The organism is Bradyrhizobium sp. JHI2711, assembly GCF_056156565.1.
Map to the genome: position 1 here is coordinate 1,414,640 of NZ_JBPZPT010000001.1, position 22,975 is coordinate 1,437,614.

Annotated in this window: 2 protein-coding genes; both read right to left on the reverse strand. The window is 66.2% G+C overall.

Translation table 11 applies throughout. The features are described from left to right. Position 1 precedes the first annotated feature (1 nt). Positions 2-16,435, reverse strand: a complete 16,434-nt coding sequence (locus ACTEK7_RS06875) for a non-ribosomal peptide synthase/polyketide synthase (protein WP_225146530.1) — start codon at positions 16,433-16,435, stop codon at positions 2-4. Then, positions 16,428-22,973 carry a non-ribosomal peptide synthetase gene (locus tag ACTEK7_RS06880; protein WP_225146529.1) on the reverse strand — a complete coding sequence of 2,182 codons (6,546 nt, stop codon included), beginning with the start codon at positions 22,971-22,973 and terminating at the stop codon, positions 16,428-16,430. Before ACTEK7_RS06880 ends, ACTEK7_RS06875 begins: the two co-directional genes overlap by 8 nt. Between the last annotated feature and the right edge of the window lie 2 nt (positions 22,974-22,975).

Sequence of the window (22,975 nt, forward strand, 5' to 3'; positions counted from 1 at the left end):
CTTACTCCGCCGGTTCCGGGACCGTATCCTGCGCGGTCGACGCCGCCGCCGCCAGGAGCAGACCGCAGATCTCATCGAGCAGGCCGGCATCCCTCAGGATCGTGAAATGGCTGTCGCCAATGAGGCCGCGATCGACCGCCTTCGGCAACTGCGATTCCAGCCGATCACGCTGTGCCAGACGGGTCGAGGTCCACCAGCAGAGCGGCGTGGCTTCCAGGCCCCGCGGCAGCGCTGTGTTCTGCGCCAGCCTGTTGAGGTGCCGTCCGACTGCGAATGCAGCGGACAAATCATCGGCGCCGAGCGAGGCGTCGTTCGCTCTCACGCTCCTGCTCTGCTCCACAACAAAGGCGACCAGATCGCGGATGCGCTCCGGCGTCTCCGGCAAATCAGCGCGTTTCGCTGCCTCGACCTGCGCCTTGATGCGAGAGGCCGCAGCGCTCGGAAGAACCGCCGACAGCAATCCTGCGAGATCGTCGGCCCAGTGTGCCATCGGCTCCTGCCGGTTCGATCCGTCCGGCTGCCGCGGCACGAAGCTGTCGACCAGCGCGAGACGATCGACGCGCTCACCGCCGCGTTCGAGCTCGGCCGCGACGAGACCGACCAGCAGTCCTCCCAAGGACCAGCCGACCAGGCTATAGGGACCGCGCGGCTGCATCCGCCGGATCTCGGCCGCGTAGTCCACGGCCATGGCTTCGAGGGAGGCGTCGGTCCACGAGGGATCGACCAGCATTCTCGATTGCAGCCCGATCAGCTGCCGGTGCCCTTCGAGGCGGCGCGCCAGCGGCCCGTAGTCGAACACTGTGCCGAAGCCGCCATGCACAGCGAAGACCGGGTTCACGCCGCGAACCGCGGCATTCAGCGGCAGCAGCGCCGATGGCGCGGATGCGACGGCGGACGCCGCGGTGGCGCTGCCGGCGAGCAAGGCGCGGATCGTCGGCTTCTGAAGCAGATCGCGCAGCTTGATCTCGATCCCGAACGTCTTGTCCTGACGGACCCGCGCCACGACCTTGAGGCACAGGATTGAATTGCCGCCAAGCTCGAAGAAATTGTCGGTGACGCCGACCTGCGGCACCTCCAGGATCTCGGACCACAGGCGCGCCATTGCAATCTCTGCCGGGGTTCGCGGGGGGACGAAGCTCCGCATCGACGCATCGGGAGCCGGCAATGCACGCCGGTCGATCTTGCCGCTCGACAATGTCGGCAACCGCTCCAGCACCACGATCCGAGCCGGCACCATATAGGCCGGCAGGACGAGCTTCAGGAAACCGGTCAAGCGCTCGACCAGCGTCTCGGCCGCATCAGGCGCGGCGTCATCTGCCGCCTTCGGTGCGACATAGGCAATGAGCTGATTTCCGGCTGCACCCGGCACCGCCACCACCGCGGCCTGCGCGATTGACTCGTGACGGAGCAGCGAGGTCTGGATCTCTCCGAGCTCGATCCGGAAACCGTTGACCTTGACCTGGTCATCGCTGCGGCCGAGATATTCGACGGTGCCGTCCTCGCGCCACCGCGCCAGATCGCCGGTGCGGTACAGCCGCGCGCCCGGGGCCGACGAGAATGGGTCAGGCACGAAGCGCTCTGCGGTCATACCGGCCTTGCCGTGATAGCACCGTGCCAGCCCAAAGCCGCCGAGATAAAGCTCGCCGGCGACGCCGGCGGGAATAATGTCGAGCGCGGCATCGAGAATGTAGGCACGGCGATCTCCGACCGGCACGCCGATCGGCGCGTAGGGCGTGTCGCATTCCGACGCGCCATCGACTTTCCAGACCAGCGGCGTGACGACGGTTTCGGTCGGACCATAACCATTGATCAGAATGCGTGGCTTGAGAACGCGCCTGACCTTGTCGAAGCCCGCCTTCGGCATCGCCTCGCCGCCGAACGAGTAGAGCTTGACCGGCGGTGGATTGCCGCTCTGCTCGACGCAATCGGCGACCTGCTGGAGGTAGGCCGGCGGCAATCCGATATGGCTGACGCGATGGGCGTGCAGGTTCTCGACGGTCTGTTCCGGCGTCCACAATTCGGCGTCACGCATCAACAGCCGTGCGCCATGCGACAGAACTGTGAGCCAGCGCTCATGAGCGCCGTCGAAGGCCAGCGATAGGAAATGCAGCTCGCAGGAGCTTTCGTCGATCTCGTAGAGGCTGCCCGTGACGCGACAGTGCATCGCCAGCGGTCCGTGGGCGACAGCGACGCCCTTTGGCGTCCCCGTCGAGCCCGAGGTGTAGATCAAATAGGCAAGGTTTTCCGGATGCAGTTCGGGCTGCGGCGGATGGTCCGGTCCCGCGTCGAACTCGAACGAAGACAAGGAAATTCGCTCCATGCCGTCCGGGCTGCCCTCGATTTCGAGCGGACCCGTCAACAGGAACGCGATTGCGGCATCGCGCATGACGAACGCGCGCCGCTCCGAGGGCAGCTCGGGATCGAGTGGAACGTAGGCCCCACCCGCCTTGAGCACGGCCAGCAGCGCAATCATCGTGGCAGCAGTTCGCTCGACCACCACGCCGACGCGCTGCTCGGGCTTGAGCCCCCGGGCGATCAGGTGATGCGCCAGGCGGTTGGCCCTGCGCTCGAGGTCTCCGAACGAGAGCACCGAGCTGCCGATTGTCAACGCCGTCCGCTCCGGGAGACGCCGCGCATGGCTGCTGATCGCCTCATGCACCAGCGGCAGCGGAGCGCTCGACGTCGCGTGCCGATTGCAACGATCCGCAAGGACGGCGTCGAGCTCTGTGACGGGATCGATGCTACCAAGCAAGGCCGTGGCATCCCGAGTCAGCTCCGCCAGCAAGAGCTCGAACTGCGCCTTGATCTGCGCCGCCTGCGCTGCGGTGAAATGACTCGGCATATAGGTGTATTCGACCTGGAGCGTGTCTTCGACCAGCACCGAGAGGTCCATCGGATAGTTCGTCACGTCGACACTCTTGAGGCCGCTGAACTGCAATGCGCCTGCGCCGCGGTGCATGCTGCGTTCGATCGGATAGTTCTCGAAGACGATGATGCTGTCGAACATGGTCTGACCGGCGCGGCCGGCCCAGCCCTGGATGTCATAGAGCGGCGTGTGCTCGTAGTCCCGGATCGCCGAATTGCGGTCCTGCAGCGCGCGGAGCCATTCTCCGATCGGGCTTTCGGGCGGAATTGTATCGATCACGGGCAGCGTGTTGATGAAGAGCCCGAGCATCTGCTGCGATCCGTCGAGACCGGCCGGACGACCGGCCACGGTTACGCCGAATGTGACTGTGTTCTGGCCCGTATAGCGCTGCAGCAGCAGCGCCCACACGCCCTGGACGACGGTGTTCAGCGTGATCCGTTCGCGGCGCGCGAACGCCTTCAGCTCCGCGGTCGCGGCCTCTCCGAGACGCGTGTAACAGCGTTCGTGGCCGGATGCCTGATGGCGGCGCGCGCCGAAGGCGTCGGCGAGCTGCGTTGGCTGATCAAAGCTCCTGAGTTGTTCACGCCAGAAAGCTTCGGCAGCCTTGGCGTCCTGCGCCTGCAGCCAGGCGATATAGTCGCGGTAGCGCGTCGCGTTCGCGGCAGCAGCGCCGCCGTAATAGCACTCCAGGACTTCTCCGACGAACCTTGCCGAGCTCCAGCCGTCCATCAGGATGTGATGATAGGTCCAGATCAGCCGATACAGGTGGTCCTGGAGGCGCAACAGCCGCACCCGCTGGAGCGGCGGCCTCTGGAGATCGAACTCGGCGGCGCGCTCATCGGCAAGAGCCGCCGCAATTCTTTCATCACTGATCGCCTGCCCTCGCCAGTCCACCTGTGCGAACGGCACGATGGCGTCGCGATAGACGGCTTGCAGCGGGGAGCCGGAGAGCTCACGCCAGAGGAAGCCGGTCCGCAGCATCTGATGACGCGCGCTCACCTCGCGCCACGCTGTGCCGAGCCGTTCCGGGTCGAGGCCCCGGATCTCGACACTGACCTGATTGACATAAACGCCGCTGCCAGCATCGCGCAGGCTGTGAAACAGCATGCCCTGCTGCATCGGCGACAGCGGATAGACGTCCTCGACGCGGCTCCAGTCCAGACCGAGCCGTTCGAGCTGCTCACTGGAGAGTCCCGCCAGCGAGCCACGCTCCGATGCGGGGTCTTCCTTATCGGGCTCGACATCTCGGGACGACGCACTCAGCAGCTCGATGGTTTGATGCCGGAACACGTCGCGCGGCTCGATGAGCACGCCTTCGCGCCGCGCGCGGCTCACCATCTGCAGCGAGATGATGGAATCACCACCGAGCTCGAAAAAATTATCGGTGACGCCGATGTTGGGCTGGCGCAGCAGATCGGCCCAGATCGCGGCCAATGTAACCTCCGCCGGCGTGCGCGGCGCCACATGCTGGGCGGACGCCGCGAGCTGATCCGGCGCCGGCAATGCCTTGCGGTCGATCTTGCCGTTCGGCGTCAGCGGCAGGCGCTCCAGCACCACGATCCGCGCCGGGACCATGTAGTCGGGCAGCACCGGGGACAGCGCCGTTTTGAGCGCCGCCCCATCCAGCGCTTCGCCGCTGACATAGCCGACCAGCTGGCGGCCGGTGCCGGCCTCGCGCGCCACCACCACGGCCGCGCGGACGCTCGGCTGCGCCTGCAGCCGCGCCTCGATCTCGCCGAGCTCGATGCGGAAGCCGCGGATCTTCACCTGGTAATCGGCACGGCCGACATAATCGAGCACGCCGTCGGATCGCCACCGCGCCACGTCGCCGGTGCGGTACAGCCGCGCCCCCGGCGGACCGAACGGATCAGGGATGAAGCGCTCCGCCGTCAGGCCGCCGCGCTGCCAATAGCCGCGGGCGAGCCCGCTCCCGCCGATATAGAGCTCGCCGGCGACGCCGACCGGCGCGAGGTTGAGGTCACCGTCGAGAACGTAAAGCGTGGTGTTGCCGATCGGGCGGCCCAGCAGCGGACGATCATCCATCGCATCGAGCCGATGGCACGCCGACCACACCGTGGTCTCGGTCGGGCCGTACAGGTTCCAGACCTCGCCGGCCTGGGCCACCAGCCGCCGCGCCAGATCCGGCGGCAGCGCCTCGCCGCCGCACAGCACCCGGCAGCTCGCCGGCAGCGCAGGGCCGTCATGATCGAGCAGCATCCGCCAGGTCGACGGCGTTGCCTGGATCAGGGACACGCCATGCCGCTGCACGATCGCCTTGAGCTTGGCAGGATCATGCGCGGCCGCGCGATCCGCCAGCACGACGCAGGCGCCAATCGTCAGCGGCAGCCAGAGCTCAAGCACTGCGATGTCAAAGGACAGCGAGGTCAGGCCAAGCACCCGGTCGGCGGCCGTCATGCCGGGCTGCTCCGCCATGGTCGCGAGGAAGTTTGTCACGGCGTCGTGGCGAACCATCACGCCCTTGGGCAGACCGGTCGAGCCCGAAGTGTAGATCACATAGGCGAGGCTCTCGGCGTGAACGGCGACATCGAGATTGGCGGCATCGCTGCCCTCGCCGTCCTGTCCATCAACGAGCCAGGCTTCTGCGCCAGTCTTCGCCAGTATGTCTGCGAACTGATCGTGCAATCCCTGTTGCGTCAGCACCAGCGCCGCGCCGCTGTCGCGCAGCATGTGCGCCAGCCGCTCCGGCGGGTAATCCGGATCGAGCGGCAGATAGGCCCCGCCGGCCTTCAGCACCGCCAACAGCGCGACCAGCATCTCGACGCTGCGCTCGAGCGCCAGCCCGACCACGATTTCGGTCCCGACGCCGCGATCCCGCAATCGTCGCGCCAGCCGGTTGGCGCGTGCATTCAGCGCAGCGTAACTCAGCCCCACCTCGCCGAACACCAGCGCGATCGCCTGCGGCGACTTCCGGACCTGTGCCTCGAATTGCGCAATGATCCCTTCGCGCGGTTCATCCCGGCGCGTATCGTTCGCCCGTGCAAGCAGGACGTCTTCCGCGGGGTCGCGGGCCGCGATCATCCCGACCGGTCGATCGGCATCCATGCTCAGCGCCTCGATCAGCCGCACAAAGGTTCGCTGCAGCCGTGCGATCTGGGCCTCGTCGAAATATTTGCGCTGATAGTTGAAGACGAGGCGCAGGCGCTCATCGACGCCGATGCTGGCGAACAAAGGATAATTGCTGGTCTCGACGATCCGGGTTTCGCCGACCTGGATCTGCCGGTTCTGTCCGATTAGCGCGCGGTCGACCGGGTAATTCTCGAACACCAGGATGCTGTCGAATAGCGGCCGTCCGGGGCGCCCTGCCAGCCGCTGGATTTCATAGAGCGGCGTCGCGCCGAATTCGCGCAGGGCCAGATTGCGATCCTGCAACTCGTGCAGCCATGATCCAACGGCCTGCTGCGGGCTGACACCGTCGATGACCGGCAACGTGTTGATGAACAGGCCGACCATCTCTTCGGCGCCGGCGAGCTCCGGCGGTCTGCCCGACACGGTGACACCGAAGCAGACCGTGCCCTGCCCGGTATGCTGTCGCAGCAACTGCGCCCATGCCGCCTGCACCAGCGTGTTCATCGTGATCCGCTCGCGCGCCGCGAATTCCTGCAAGCGTCCGGTCAGAGCCGCATCCAGCTCCAGCGCGAGGGTGCCGTGGCCTGACGATTGCGCGCCCGACCGGTCAGCCAGGCTGTCTGCCAGGAAACCCGGCTCGTCAAGTTCTGCCGTCGCATTGCGCCAGAACGCCGCCGAGGCGTCGCTGTCGCGAGCCTTCAGCCACGCGATGTAGTCGCGATAACGGTGATGCAGCGCCGGCAGACGTCCCTCGCCATTATGCTGCATCACCTCGGCGATCAGACGCGCCGAGCTCCATCCGTCGAGCAGGATGTGGTGATGCGTCCAGATCAGCCAATGCCTGTCGGCGCCGAGCCGGATCAGCCGGACCCGCTGCAACGGTGGTCGCGACAGGTCGAACCCGGCGGCCTGCTCCTGCCGCGAAACGTCGGCCAGCGCCGCATCCAGTTGCGCCTGGTCCCACGTCGCACTCCGTGCTCGCCAGTCATCCTCGATAAAGGGCACTTCGGCCCGCCGATAGACGACCTGTTGCGGTGCGCCGGGCAAGTCGCGCCAAATGAATCCCGTCCGCAGCACCGCGTGACGATCGCTGGCTGCCTGCCAGGCGCGGCGCAGCTTTCCGGCTTCCAGCCCACGGATCTCCGCCGCGACCTGGTTGACGTAGAGCCCGCTCTCGCCGTCATGCATCGCATGGAACAACATGCCTTGCTGCATCGGCGACAATGGATAGATGTCCTCGATCTCGCGCCAATCAAGCGCAAGCCTGTCGAGCTCGGTCTGACCCAGCCCCGACAACGCCACGTCCGATGGTGTCAGACCGCAAGCGCCGCCGGTGCAGTGATCGACCAGCTCGCGCAACGCAGCCTCGTACAACGCGGCCAGCCGCTCGACCGTCTCGCGCCGATAGCGCTTGCGGCCGAACCCGAACGATAGAAACAACCGACCATCGCGCACCGTGCCGTTCACGGTCAGCCAGCGTCGCAGCGGGCTCGATGCATCCCGCGATCGGCCGGCGCTTTCCGCTGCCATCTTGAACAGCGCCGCCTCGTCGCCTCCGTCGATCTGGCCGAGATAATTGAACGCAATCTTCGGCTCGCCGGCATGCGATAGCGCCAAACGTTGTTCTTCGGAGCCAAGATAGCGCAATACGCCGTAGCCCAGCCCGCGGCCGGGAATGACGCGAAGCTCCTCCTTCACGGTCTTGATCAATGACGAAGGATCTTCCGAGCCACCGGCCAACCGCACGGGAAAAGCCGTCGTAAACCAGCCGACCGTGCGCGAGAGGTCGAGATCGCCAGCGAGAGGCTCGCGGCCATGCCCCTCCAGCTCGACGAGAACGTCGTCCTGCCCACTCCACTGCCAGACGGCGCGTGCAAGGCCGGCAAGAAGGAGATCATTGATCTGCGTACGATAAGCCGATGGCGCATCCGTCAGCAGGCGCCGCGTCCATTGCTCTTCGAACGACAGCAGGATTTCATCGGCATCCGCCATGCGATCGAGGTCGGCATGATCGTCGTCGCAGGGAATGTCCGCATGCGCGCCGCGGCTGGCCCAGTAAGGCAATTCCGCCGCCAGTTCAGGGGACGTTGCGTAGGTCCGTAAGCGCTGTCCCCACAGTGCGTAGGCGTGGCTCTTGGGCGGAAGCACAACCGTGGCGTCGCCGTTTCCAAGCCGCGCGTAAGCTGCGGCGATGTCCTCCAGCAGAATGCGCCATGACATCCCGTCGACCACGAGATGGTGGATCACGATCAGGAAACGCTGGCTGCCGTCGGCGACATCGATGCCGATCGCTCGCAAAAGCCTGCCCTCGGAGATGGACAGGCTTGCTTGCGCCGACGATGCCAGCGCCGTCACGGCATCGCGGCCGGCCGCCTGCCGGACCCAGAGCAGTTCCTCCGCGCCAACAGCAGCGCCGTGCTCGGCATACCAGCTTCCTTGCTTCTGCTCGAAGCGCAGGCGTAGCGCATCATGATGATCGACCACGGCGGCGAGCGCGCGCCGCATCACGTTCCAGTCGAGGCGCTCTCGCGGATGCAAGAGCACAGCCTGGTTCCAATGATCCCGATTCTCCATGTCCTCAGCAAAGAAGCGGGACTGAATCGGCAAGAGCGGATGCGGGCCGATGACCTGCCCCTGATCGGCGAGCGTCCCCGTGCGCTGCTCGGTCCGCGCCGCGCGCGCCAGAGCTTCGAGCGTCTGATGCTGGAATACGTCGCGGGGCTCGATCAGGTATCCGGCGCGCCGGGCGCGGCTCACCATCTGGAGCGAGATGATGGAATCGCCCCCGAGCTCGAAGAAATTGTCGGTGAGGCCGACGGCCGGCCGGCCGAGCAGCTCGGCCCAGATCGCCGCAAAGGCGATCTCCGCAGGCGTGCGTGGCGCCTGATGATCCGCATGGCCATGGGCCATGTCGGGCGCCGGCAGCGCCTGGCGATCAACCTTGCCGCTCGGCATCAAGGGCAGCCGCTCCAGCACGGCAATTCTCGGCGGCACCATGTAATCCGGCAGGACGGCCGACAGCGCTGTCCGCAGCGCAGCCTCTTCCAACTTCGCCGTGCCGCTGACGTAGCCAACGAGCTGCCGGCCGGCGCCGACCTCTCGCGCCACCACCACGGCGGAGCGAACGCCGGGCTGCTCGAGCAGCCGCGCCTCGATCTCGCCGAGCTCGATGCGGAAGCCGCGGATCTTGACCTGGTGATCCGCGCGTCCGACATAGTCGATCGCGCCATCAGCGCGCCAGCGCGCCAGGTCTCCCGACCGATAGAGCCGCTCGCCTTGCTCCCCGAAGGGATCGGGAATGAAGCGCTCCGCCGTCAGCTTCTCGCGCCGCCAATAGCCCCGCGCCAAACCGGCCCCGCCGATGAACAACTCGCCGGTCACGCCTGCCGGAACCATGTTCAGATCGGCGTCGAGGATGCGGATCGTCACGCCGGGAATGGGCTGGCCGATCGGCACGCGCGTCCCATCCTCGTCGCGACAGGTCCAATACGTGGCGTTGATGAGAGCCTCGGTCGGACCGTAGCGATTGTCGAACCGCACATGGGGGAACGCCGCACGCACACGCGTCATGAGATCGAGTGACAGCGCCTCGCCGCCAGCAAACAGGCGCCTCAGCGAGGTGCAGCGCGGCGCGCCGGGCTCGGTCACGAAATGCTCGAGCATCTGCGGCACGAAGTGCAGCGTCGTCACGTCATGGGCGATGACGGCGTCCACCAGGAGTCGCGGCTCGCGATGCGCGCCTGGAGGCGCGATCGCCAGCCGCGCGCCGGTTGCGAGCGGCCACAATATCTCCCAAACCGAGACGTCGAAGCTGAACGGGGTCTTGTGCAGCAAGGTCTCGGCGGGATCGAGACGATACTCCGCCTCCATCCAGTCAAGCCGCGCCGCCAGCGCGCGATGCGAACAGGCCACGCCCTTGGGCACGCCGGTCGAGCCTGATGTGTACATCACATAAGCCAGGCTGTCCGGATGAAGCGCCGCACCGGGATTGCCGGCATGGGCTTCGATCCGAGCTTCAGCCTCTCCGTCGATTGTCCAGGCCTCGACGTCCGCATCCGTGATCACAGACGCCAGATGCGGAAGCAGCCGCTCCTGGGTCAGCACCAGCGCCGTTCCGCTATCACGCAGCATGTGGAGCAGGCGATCGGACGGGTAGTCGGGATCGAGCGGCAGATAGGCGCCTCCGGCCTTCAGCACGGCCAGGACGCCGACGATCAGCTCGATGCTGCGCTCGAGCGCCAAGCCGACCAACCGGTCGCGACTGATCCCGTGCTCCCGCAACCGCCATGCCAGGCGATTGGCACGCGCGTTCAGCTCGCCATAGCTGATCTGCCGTTTACCGAAGATCAACGCGATCGACGATGGCGAAGCCGCGGCCCGGGCTTCGATCTGCGCGACGATAGTGTCGCCAAACTTCGGTGCCCGCTCGGCGCTGCCGCCCCAGCCGAGCAATCTCCGCTCCTCATCGGCATCGAGGCTGTCCAGCGCGCCCAGCGGCCGCGAGGCGTCCGCCACGATCCAGGCCAGCAGTTGAGACAGCGAGGCCTGCAGATATCTGATATGATCGTGGTCGAGGCGGCTGCGATCGTAGCGAAAGCCCAGATTGATGCCGTCGGGCTTGACGAAGACCGCCACCGTCAGCGCATAGTTGGTGATCGAGACCTGCTCGACCCGGCCGAACCGGCGTCCGCTTTCGCTCTCGCCCCGCAGCGCCTGATCGATCGGATAGTTCTCGAACACGAGGATGTTGTCGAACAACGCGCGTCCGGAACGGCCGGCAAGACGCTGGATTTCGTACAGCGGCATCCAGCCGTGATCGCGCAGATCCGTGTTGCGCGCCTGGAGATCGCGCAGCCACGCTCCAATCTCGGTTTGCGGGCTTGCCTGATCGACGACGGGCAGCGTGTTGATGAACAGGCCGACCATCTCCTCGGCCCCGCTGATCTCCGCCGGCCGGCCCGAGACCGTCGCACCGAAACAGACCGCGCGCTGACCGGTGTGGCGGCGCAACAGCTGCGCCCAAGCGCCTTGCACCAGCGTGTTCAGCGTGACGCGCTCGCGCCGCGCAAAGGCTTGCAGGCTTGCCGTCAGGTCGGCCGTGAGCAGCAGGTCCGACGAGCCATGGCCGGAAGCACCGTTGGCCGCAGGTCCTCCCAGCGTGTCCGCTAGGAAGCTGGGCTCGTCCAATTCGGCCAAGGCCGATCGCCAGAACGACGCGGACGCGTCGCGGTCCTGCCTTTGCAGCCACGCGATGTAGTCGCGGTAGCGGCCCTTCACGGCCGATAGTCGCGCACCGCGTTCGTGCTGCAGGATCTCTGCCATGAGACGCGCGGCGCTCCAGCCGTCGAGCAGGATATGGTGATGGGTCCAGATCAGCCAGTGGCGTGCCTCGTCGAGCCGGATCAGCCGGACCCGCTGCAATGGCGCCTGAGACAGATCGAATGCCCTGGTACGTTCGGCTTGCGCAATACCCGCGAGCGCAACCCGCAGCTCCTCCTCTTCCATGGCGGCCGCCCGCGAGCGCCAGTCTTCTTCCTCGAATGGCAAAGGCGCAGAGCGATAGACCACCTGCTGCGCGGCCCCCGACAGCTCGCGCCACGCAAATCCGGTTCGCAACACGGCGTGGCGCGAGCTGATCTCGTGCCAGGCTGCGCGCAGCCTGCCGGCTTCGAGGCCACGGACCTCCAGGCCGATCTGGTTGACGTAATTGCCGCTCTCGCCATCACGAAGGGCATGGAACAGCATGCCCTGCTGCATGGGCGACAGCGGATAGATGTCCTCGATCTCGCGGCAGTCGATCGTCGCGACCAGCGCGTCGAGATCAGCCTGCTTGAGGTTCGACAAGGCGAAGTCCGACGGTGTGATGCCGCGGGCGCCGCCCGTGCAATGCGCGACGAGTTCGCGCAAGGAAGCCGCGTAATGCTCGGCGAGACGTTCGATCGTTGCGCGCCGGTAACGCCTGCGGCCATAGCTGAACGACAGGCGCAACTGTCCTTCGCCGACCTGACCGTTGATGCTGACCCAGCGGCCGAGTGGCGCGCTTTCGCTGCGCATCGGCCCCGAGCTCTCGGGCGCGAGGCGGAACGGGGCACTCTCTCCCATGCTGGAATCGAACTGGCCGAGATAGTTGAAGACGATGCGCGGCTCAGGGCGTGTCGCCAGGGCGCTCCGCTGCGCCTCGGTGCCGAGATGGCGCAGGATGCCGTACCCCAGCCCGCGGTTGGGAACGGCCCGAAGCTCCTCCTTGATGGATTTGATCAGAGAGGCATCTTCCTCGGAGCTACCCGACAGCCGCACCGGAAAAGCAGTGGTGAACCAGCCGATGGTGCGGGACACATCGGCGCCCGCAAAGACGTCCTCGCGGCCATGGCCTTCGAGCTCGACGACGACGTCCTCGATCCCGCCCCAGCGCGACACGGCTCGCGCAAGTGCCGCCAGCAGGAGATCATTGACCTGGGTGCGGTAGGCGGACGGGGCTTCCTTCAGCAGCCGCGTGGTCAATCCGGCGTCGAACGCCAGCAGGACCTCCTCGCCGTCTGCAACCCGGTCGACCCCGCCATGATCGTCATCGCAGGGAAACGCCGCATGCGATCCCCGCTCCAGCCAATAGTCGAGCTCGGCTGCCAGCTCGTCGGTTGCAGCATAGGCCTGCAATCGCGCGCCCCAGGATGCATAAGAGTCGCTCCTCGCCAGTGCGACTGAAGCCGCGCCCGGGCGGAGCTGATCGTACGCCGTCGCAAAGTCTTCGAGCAGCACACGCCATGACACGCCGTCGATGACGAGATGATGCACCACCACCAGAAGCCGCTGGCTGCCGTCCGCGAGATCCATGCCGACCACACGCAACAGCGGCCCGGCCAGCGACAGGCTGGCCTGAGCTTGTGAGGCGACCTTCGTGACTGCGGCGGCATCCTGGAGGTCACCAAGAATCCACAGCAGCTCGGACGTTGGCGGTGTAGCGCCGTAGGTCGCGCGCCAACCGCCATCAATCTCCTCGAAGCGCAGGCGCAGGGCCGCATGATGCGCGACAAGAGCGGCAAGCGTGAGCTCGACGAGCTTCCAGTCGAGCCGCGACTTCGGCATCAGCGGGATGGCCTGATTCCAGTGATGACGGTCCCCTGCATCCTCACTGAGGAACCGCAACTGGATCGGCAGCAGCAGGTGCTCGCGGCCGTCGAGATCGATCTCAGCGGCGACGATCTCCGCTTTGTCTTCACTCCGCGCCACGCGCGCCAGATCCTGCAAGGTCTGATGCCGGAAGACGTCACGCGGCTCGATCAGCAGGCCCGCCTGGCGCGCCCGACCGACCAATTGCAGCGAGATGATGGAATCGCCGCCGAGCTCGAAGAAATTGTCGGTGGCGCCGATGACGGGCTGGCCGAGCAGCTCGGCCCAGATCGCAGCGAGCACCGTCTCGGCTGCGGAGCGCGGCGCGACATGCGCGATGGTTGCGGCCGGCATCTCCGGTGCCGGCAGGGCGTCGCGATCGACCTTGCCGTGCGCGGTGAGCGGCAGCCGGTCCAATCGCACGATGCGGGCCGGCACCATGTAGTCGGGCAGCTCATCCGAGAGCGCCGCACGCATCGCCGCTTCGTCGAACGGCCCATCGCCGGCGACATAGCCGACCAGCTGACGGCTGACGCTGGCTTCAAGGGCAACGACCACGGCCGACCGCACGCCGGCCTGCCGCATCAGCCATGCCTCGATCTCGCCGAGCTCGATCCGGAAGCCGCGGATCTTCACCTGATGATCGGTCCGGCCCACATATTCGATGACGCCATCGGCGCGCCACCGCGCCAGATCGCCGGTGCGATACAGCCGCGCGCCCGGCGCGCCAAACGGATCAGGGACGAAGCGGTCGGCCGTCAGCTCGGCGCGCTGCCAGTAACCGCGCGCCAAGCCCTCGCCGCCGATGAACAGTTCACCGGTCACGCCGACCGGGACGATGTTGAGATCATTGTCCAGGATGTAGGCCGAGCGGCGGCCCACCGGGCGACCGATCGGGGCATAATTGCCGTCGATCTCCTCGCTCGCATCGACCTTCCAGACCAGCGGCGTGACCACGGTTTCGGTCGGCCCGTAGCCGTTGATCAATGCCCGCGGCTTGAGCGCGCGCTTGACCTTGTCGAAGCCGGCCTTTGGCATCGCCTCGCCGCCGAACGAGTACAGCTCGACTGGCGGCGGATCGCCACGCCACATCGCGAAATCAGCGAGCTGTTGCAGGTAGGCGGGCGGGAATCCGGCATTGGTGACGCGCTGCCGGCGCAGAACCTCGATAGTCTGTTCGGCGGACCACAGGTCCGCATCCCGCATCACGAGCGCCGCGCCGCAGGTCAGTGCGGTCCAGAGCCGCTCATGGGCGCCATCGAAGGTGAAGGACAGGAAGTGCAGCTCGCGCGAGTGCCGATCCATGTCGTAGAGCCCGGCCGTCACCTCGCAGTGCATGGCGAACGGACCGTGTTCGACCGCGACGCCCTTGGGGATGCCGGTGGAGCCGGAGGTGTAGATCACATAGGCAAGGCTGGTTGGCACCACCGCGATCTCGGGATCGCTTTCGCTCTCCTTGGCGAGATCGATCGCACCGAGCGGAACGACCACAACGCCAGCTGGCGGCGGCGTTAACGCCGAACTATCTGCGTCGACCAGCACGACACGCGCGCCGGCATCGCGCAGGGTGCCGACCTGTCGTCTGGCCGGATGCTCGGGATCGAGCGGCAGATAGGCTGCACCCGTCTTCAAGATGGCGAGCAGCGCTGTAATGAGGCCTGGCGAACGCCGTGCCGAGACACCGACAAGGTCGTCGCGCCCGACACCGAGGCGGATCAGGTGGTGCGCGAGCCGATTGGCGCGGCGGTTGAGCTCGGCATAGCTGATTTCATCGTCACCGAAGACCAGCGCCGGCGCGTCGGGCGTTTCGGCGGCCAGCCGTGCAACCGTCCGATGCACCGGTGTGAACGATGAGCTTGCCGTTTCGTCGGCGCGATTCCATTGCCGCAACTGCCCCAGTTCCTGTTCGGACAGCAACGCCACATCGGCGATCCCTTGCGCGTCGTCGGCGACCATGGCCTTCAGGGTCGTGGTCCAATGCGCGGCAAGACGCTCGATCGTCGCCGCCTCGAACAGCGCCGCCGCATAGGTAAAGACGGCGCGGATTTCGCCTGACAGCCCCTCCTCGGTATCGAGCGCGAGGTCGAACTTGACGGCATCGACCTCCGTATCGATCGTCTCGATCTGGAGACCGGTCCGATCCGATGGACTAGCCGACGCCCGACGGCGCTGGTGATTGTAGAGCACCTGGAACAGTGAATTCTGACTCAGGCTGCGCGTGGGCCGAAGGATTTCGAGCAGACGTTCGAACGGCAGGTCCTGGTTTTCCTGTGCCTCGACAGTGGCCGCATGAACCGCCGCAATGAAGTCCGCGATCGCCGCGCGGCCGTCGATCTGCGTGCGAAGCACCTGGGTATTGACGAACAGACCGATCACGCCGCGCGCTTCGCCGCGATGCCTGTTGGCGACGGGCACGCCGATGTTGATGTCGGACTGCCCGGTGTAGCGATAGAGCAGCAGCTTGAAGCTCGCCAGCAGGACGGCGAACAGGGTCGTGCGATGCCGCCGCGCGAGCCCGCGCAAGCCATCGGCTAGCGCCGGGTCGAGCGGGATGCGATGTGCCGATCCCGCCAAATCCGGGACCGCCGGGCGCGGCCGGTCGATCGGCAGCTGGAGCACCGCCGGATCGGCGAGACGCCTGGTCCAGTAGCCGACCTGCCGTTCGCCATCGACCGCACTCATCCAGAGCCGCTGCCATTCGGCGTAGTCGGCATAGTCAATCTCCGGCTCCGGCAGCGCCGGTTCTTCACCGCAAGCGAATGCCGCGTACAGTTTCCAGAACTCGTCAACCAGCACGCCCATCGACCAGCCGTCGGCCACGATATGGTGCAGGCTGACGACGAGGAAGTGATCGCCCTCGTCCAGCGTCAGCAGCGTCGCGCGCATAAGCGGGCCGGCCTCGAGATCGAACGGCAGCGAAGCCTCCTGCCGCGCAAGCTCGCGCGCCTGCCGTTCGCGGTCGTCGCCATCGAGGGCCAGGTGCCGCAATGCGGCCGGCTGCGGAACCTGGATGACTTGTTCGGCCTGCTCCCCTTCCTGCCGAAAGACGGTGCGAAGCGCGCTGTGGCGGGCGACAAGCATATCGAACGCCTGTTGCAATGCGCGTGGTTGCAGCTGGCCGCGCACGCGCACCGTCGCTGATATGTTGTAGGCCGCGCTGGACGGATCCATCCGCCACAGGAACCAGAGGCGCGCTTGCGCAAAGGACAGCGGCGCCCGCTTTCGCCCCTGGCGCACGATCGGCAGCATGGCGAGGTTGACGCCCTTCGCCGCGAGCTGCGACACGAACGCGTGCTGCTTGCCGGAATCGAGACGCATCAAGCGCCGTGAAATGTCGCGCAGCTGCTGCTTTTGCGTGGTTGCCGTGTCACTCATGGGACAGTTCGACTTCCTTCAACAGGTCGAGCATCGCTACGATGTCGTCGCTTCGCTTGTCGATCTCGCTCTCCAGGCCCAGCGCAGCAGCCATGGTTTCAACGGTCGTCAATTCAAACAGACGATTGAGCGGCAGGTCGTGGCCGAGATCCCGCTTGATGCGGCTGACGAGCTGGACCGCGATCAAGGAATCGCCGCCGAGCTCGAAGAAATTGTCGGTGACACCGATATTGGGCTGGCGCAGCAGATCGGCCCAGATCGCGGCCAATGCAGCCTCCGCCGGCGTGCGCGGCGCGATGCGTTCTGACTCCGCGAGCTGATCCGGCGCCGGCAATGCCTTGCGGTCGATCTTGCCGTTCGGCGTCAGCGGCAGACGCTCCAGCACCACGATCCGCGCCGGGACCATGTAGTCGGGCAGCACCGGGGACAGCGCCGTTTTGAGCGCCGCCCCATCCAGCGCTTCGCCGCTGACATAGCCGACCAGCTGGCGGCCGGTGCCGGCCTCGCGCGCCACCACCACGGCCGCGCGGACGCCCGGCTGCGCCTGCAGCCGCGCCTCGATCTCGCCGAGCTCGATGCGGAAGCCGCGGATCTTCACCTGGTAATCGGCACGGCCGACATAATCGAGCACGCCGTCGGATCGCCACCGCGCCACGTCGCCGGTGCGGTACAGCCGCGCCCCCGGCGGACCGAACGGATCAGGGATGAAGCGCTCCGCCGTCAGGCCGCCGCGCTGCCAATAGCCGCGGGCGAGCCCGCTCCCGCCGATATAGAGCTCGCCGGCGACGCCGACCGGCGCGAGGTTGAGGTCACCGTCGAGAACGTAAAGCGTGGTGTTGCCGATCGGGCGGCCCAGCAGCGGACGATCATCCATCGCATCGAGCCGATGGCGCGCCGACCACACCGTGGTCTCGGTCGGACCGTACAGGTTCCAGACTTCGCCGGCTTGCGCCACCAGCCGCCGCGCCAGATCCGGCGGCAGCGCCTCGCCGCCGCACAGCACCCGGCAGCTCGCCGGCAGCGCAGGGCCGTCATGATCGAGCAGCATCCGCCAGGTCGACGGCGTTGCCTGGATCACGGAGACGCCATGCCGCGCCACCATCGCCTTGAGCTTGGCAGGATCATGCGCGGCCGCGCGATCCGCCAGCACGACGCAGGCGCCGATCGTCAGCGCCAGCCACAGCTCCAACACCGCGATGTCAAAGGACAGCGAGGTCAGCCCGAGCACGCGGTCGCCGGCCGTCATGCCGGGCTGCTTCGCCATGGTCGCCAGGAAGTTCGTCACCGCATCATGGCGAACCATCACGCCCTTGGGCAGGCCGGTCGAGCCCGACGTGTAGATCACGTAGGCGAGGCTCTCGCCGTAAACGGCGACATCGAGATTGCCGGCATCGCCGCCCTCGCCGTCCTGTCCATCAACGAACCACGCCTCCGCGCCGGTCTCCGCCAGTATGTCTGCGAACTGATCGTGCAATCCCTGTTGCGTCAGCACCAGCGCCGCGCCGCTGTCGCGCAGCATATGCGCCAGCCGCTCCGGCGGGTAATCCGGATCGAGCGGCAAATAGGCCCCGCCGGCCTTCAGCACCGCCAACAGCGCGACCAGCATCCCGACGCCGCGGTCGAGCGCCAGCCCGACCACGATTTCGGTCCCGACGCCGTGATCCCGCAATCGTCGCGCCAGCCGGTTGGCGCGCGCATTCAGCGCGGCATAGCTCAGCTCCGCCTCGCCGAACACCAGCGCGATCGCCTCAGGTGACTTCCGGACCTGTGCTTCAAATTGCTCGATCAACGACTGTCGCCGATCATGCGCCTGCGTCCGGTTCCACGTCTCCAGCAACAGCTGCCGCTCGTCGGGGGGCAAAATGTCGAGCTGCCGGACCGGCGCACGCGGCGCGCGATCCAGCGCATCGGCCAGTTGATCGAGTGCCTGCTGCATCATGGCGCAAATGCGATCGGCCGAGAACGGATGGACGATCTGGGCGGTCAGGCCAAGCGCCTGGCCATAATCCTCGACCGCCAGCATCAGGGGATAATTGGTGCGTTCCTCGCCCCCGAGCCATTCGATGCCGGTGCTCTCCCTGTTGGCAGCCAGATCCGCCGGCATTGCATTGTGCCGATAGTTCAGGACCGCGCTGAACAGAGGCGCAGGTGCCGTGACGCCGCTGCATCGCTGCGCGAGCGCCAGGGAGGCGTGCTCGTGTGCCATCAGTTCGGTCAGCCGGCGATGCGCATCACGAACGCTGTCCTCGACCGCAGCGTCACCAAGATCCAGCCGCAACGGCAAGGTGTTGATGAACAAGCCCATGGTGCGATCGCCGCCCGCGCCGGCGTGCATGCGGCCGAACAGGACGGTCCCGAACACCACGTGCTCGCGCCCGCTGGTTCGCGCCACCACCTGCCCCCAGGCGAGATGGCAAAGGCTGGCGAGGCTGACGCCCAACCGCCGCGCCTGCACACGAAGCCTTGCGTTCAACCCTTCAGGCAGCATTCGCCGGGCTTCCACGACGCCACCGCCGTCGCCGTGCACCCGGTCCAGTCCAAACGGTGTGGTCGGCTCGTCGATGTCGGCGAGCATGCCGCGGAAGAAACGCTCATGCTCCACGGTCGCCGCCGATCCGCGCGCCTGTGCCACCAGATTCCGGAACGGATAAGGCGGCGGCAATTCGTGGCTCCGCCCGGACAGGATCTTCCCGACCTCGTCGTGCATCACTTCGAGCGTGGAGTGGTCGCCAATCAAATGATGCAGCAGGACCAAAAGCAGCCAGCGCTCTCCACCCGGATCGGCCGCGACCGCAAATCGCAAAAGCGGCGGCCGTCCGAGATCGATCCGATGCAAACGCGGATCGAATCGTCGCGCGAGCCGCTCATCCCCAGGGCCTTCGCCATCCAGCACGACCTCGTCGACGACCAAGGACGCCTGCCGCCAAACCACCTGTGCCGGCGTGGACAGTCCGCTCCACACGATAGACGTTCGCAGAATGTCGTGACGGGCGACCACCTGCCGGACCGCGTCGAGATAGCGATCGAGCAGGTCGCGGCTGGCAAATGCCATTCGGCCGACCAGCAGATAGGGATCGCCTTCCTTCGACAGCAGGTGGTGGAAGAGAATGCCATCCTGAAGTGGCGAGAGGCCGTAGACATCCTGGATGTTGGCGACGCCGCCAGGAACGTCGGCCACGATGCTGTCGATGTCGGATTGCGTCAACGTGATCAGCGGCAACAATTCCGGTGTGATCGCCGTCGTCTGCCGGGTGATCTGATTGACCGGAACGTCGGCTTCTACGCCGCCATCGAGGCTGGCGGCAAATTCCGCCAGCACCGGCTTCGCGAACAGCATGCGCGCATCCGCCCTCAGCGCATGCCGCTGCAATCGCTCCAGCATGCGCACTGCGAGCAGCGAGTGGCCGCCGAGCTCGAAGAAGTGGTCACTGCGTCCGATCCGATCGACGCCCAAGAGCTCGGCCCAGATATTTGCGACAATCTGCTCGACCTCGCCTCGCGGCGGTTCGAAACGGCGCCGCGCATATGCATCGTTCTCCGGCGCCGGCAGCGCCTTGCGGTCCACCTTGCCATTCGGCGTGAGCGGGAGTGCATCGAGACTTACGAACGCTGACGGCACCATGTAGTCCGGCAGACACGCACGCAGGTGATCACGCAACGCGCTGGCAAGCTCTCCGCCATCGCGCCTTACGCCCCCCCTAACGGCCACATAGGCGACCAGCCGCATGTCGCCGCCATGATTGCGCTGCACCAGCACGATTGAATCGGCAACGTCGGCGTGCTCGTTGAGCCGAAACTCGATTTCAGCGAGCTCGATACGAAAGCCACGGATCTTGACCTGGTGGTCGTTGCGGCCGAGAAACGCAATATTGCCGTCCGGGAGATAGCGGCCGAGATCGCCGGTGCGGTACATGCGTGCATCCGCATCGCCGCAGAAGGGATCGCGCACGAAGCGTTCCGCCGTCAGATCGGTGCGATTGAGATAACCGCGCGCGATGCCGACCCCTCCGATATGGATTTCACCGACCGCACCGAGCGGAACGGGCGCACCGAACCGGTCCAGGAGATAGATCCGCGCATTCGGCAGCGGTCGACCGATCGGAGCCGTGTCGCCATCAAAGCCCCGATGCCGCAACCAGCTCGTGGCGCAGACCGTTGCTTCCGTCGGCCCATAACCGTTGAAGACGGCAATATCAGGAGGCAATCCCTTGACCAGCTCGGCCCTGGGCAATTCACCGGCAAGAACGAGAACCCGCAACGAGGCGAGCCGTTCGAGATCGGTCCGCCCGTGCAGCATCGCCGGCGGCAAGGTCGCATGCGTGATCGCATTGTCCGCGAGATAGCCGAACAATGCCGCGGTGTCCTGATGCTCGCGCGTGCCGGCCAGAAACAGCGCGGCGCCCGAGCACAGGGCCATGACGATTTCCCAGATGCTGGCATCGAAGCTGAGCGAGGCAAATTGCACGACGCGACTGCTCGAATTGACGTTGAACAACGCCCGCTGCGCCAACGCCAGATTCACCAGGCCACGGTGCTCGACCATCACCCCCTTCGGCCGACCGGTCGAGCCGGACGTGTAGATGATGTAGGCGAGGCTTCGCGCAGTCAGTCCTTCGAGAAGATCACTCGGATCCGACGTCGCCTGCCCCGCGTCTGCGTCGGGGTCGACGATCTCGCAGGTCCCATCTGGAATGATCGCGCGTCCTGTGGCGTCTGCGATCAGCAGGCGCGGCCTGGCATCGTCGACAATCTGACGTAGCCGCTCCGCAGGATAAGCGGGATCGAGCGGCAGATAGGCGCCGCCCGCCTTCAGCACGGCCAGCAGGCTCACCACCATTGCGATGCCCCGCGGCAGGCAGATCGCAACGGGCTGATCCGGCACCACTCCCAAGGTGATCAAGTGCCGCGCAAGCCTGTTCGCACGCGCATCGAGCTCGCTATAGCTCAGACGAACGTCCTCGTATGCCAGCGCAATGGCGTCCGGCGCCCTTCTCACCTGCTCCGCAAACAAATCTTGAATGCAGCTTTCGGAGGGAAACGGCGTGGCCGTCTCGTTCCAAGTGTCGAGAACGCGCCTGCGCTCATCGGCACCAATGATATCGATCCGGTCGACCTCCTGGTCCGCATCGGAGATCATCGCCCGCAGCACGGTCAACAGATAGCCCCGATGGCGCGTGATCGTCGCTTCGTCGAATAGCGACGTCGCATAATTCAGGGAGCCGACAATGCGCCCGTCCATCTCGCCGAGATTGAGCTCGAGATCGAACTTGACCTGTTGCAGCGGAATATCAGCGACCTCGGCTTTGAGGCCGGGCAACTCGAGAGGCCCCCTCTCGTTGTTTTGCCAGGCGAACACGGCCTGGAAGACCGGTGTCTGCTCCGGCCGTCGCAGCGGTTGGACGATCTCGACGACCTGCTCGAACGGTAGGTCCTGATGATCCTGCGCCGCGAGCGCCGCCGCGCGCACGCGGCGGAGCAGTTCGGCCACGCTGGGCTCCGCCGAGAGATCAACGCGGACAGCCAGCATGTTGACGAAGAATCCGATCAGGCCCTCGATCTCCGGCCTATTTCGGTTGGCCGTCGGAGTCCCGATGACGATATCGGTCTGCGAGGAGAGTCTCGACAACACCACTGCCCAGGCCGCCAGCACCGTCATGAAAGCACTGGCGCCATGCGACTGACTCAGTCGCCTGATGCCGGAGGCCAGCTCCACATCGATCTCGATCGGCAGGGACGCCCCGGCGAGCGACCTGATTGGCGGACGCGGCCGATCCGTCGGCAATTCAAGCACGGCAGGAGCGTCCGCGAGTGCTTCTCGCCAATAGTCGACCTGCCGCTGCAAGCGTTCGCCCGACAGCCATTGCCGCTGCCAGACGGCATAGTCCGGATACTGGAATGCCAATGGCGGCAGAGGATCGTCCTTGCCGGCGGCGAATGCCCGGTAGAGAGCGCCGAGCTCGCGCATGAGCACGCCGATCGACCAGCCATCGGAGACGATGTGATGCTGGGTGAGCAAGAAGAGATGCTCTCCCTCCGCCATCCGGATCAGGCGACCGCGGACCAACGGTCCAGCGGCGAGATCGAACGGCGTCGCGGCCTCCTCGCGGCAGAGGCGCGCCAGCTCCTGCTCGCGAACGTCCCGGCTACTCAGATCATGTTCGAGCAGCGGCACACGCGCATCCGTGGGCAGCAGCACCACGCGCGGCTGTTCGTCCACTACGCGAAAGACGCTGCGCAGGGCTTCGTGGCGCGCGAACACACGGTCGATGCTGCGACGCAAGGCTTCGAGATCGAGCTCGCCCGTAAGCCGCAATGCTCCGCGAATGTGATAGCTGGAATTCGTACCATCGAGCTGCGCCAGCAGCCAGAGCCGCTGCTGCGCAAAGGACATTTCCAACGATCCGCTCCGCGCCACCACCGGAATGGCACTGGCGCCACTCCTGTCGGCACTCCGGCCGCGATCCCTGGCCAGCGCGACGAGCTTTCTCATCTGCTGGGGATCCAGATCGCGTAAGCTCGGCTTTGCCGTGTCAGCCATGC

Coding starts and splice junctions, on each gene's coding strand:
- ACTEK7_RS06875 (WP_225146530.1), bottom strand. CDS start 16,435: ATGAGTGACACGGCAACCACGCAAAAGCAGCAGCTGCGCGACATTTCA.
- ACTEK7_RS06880 (WP_225146529.1), bottom strand. CDS start 22,973: ATGGCTGACACGGCAAAGCCGAGCTTACGCGATCTGGATCCCCAGCAG.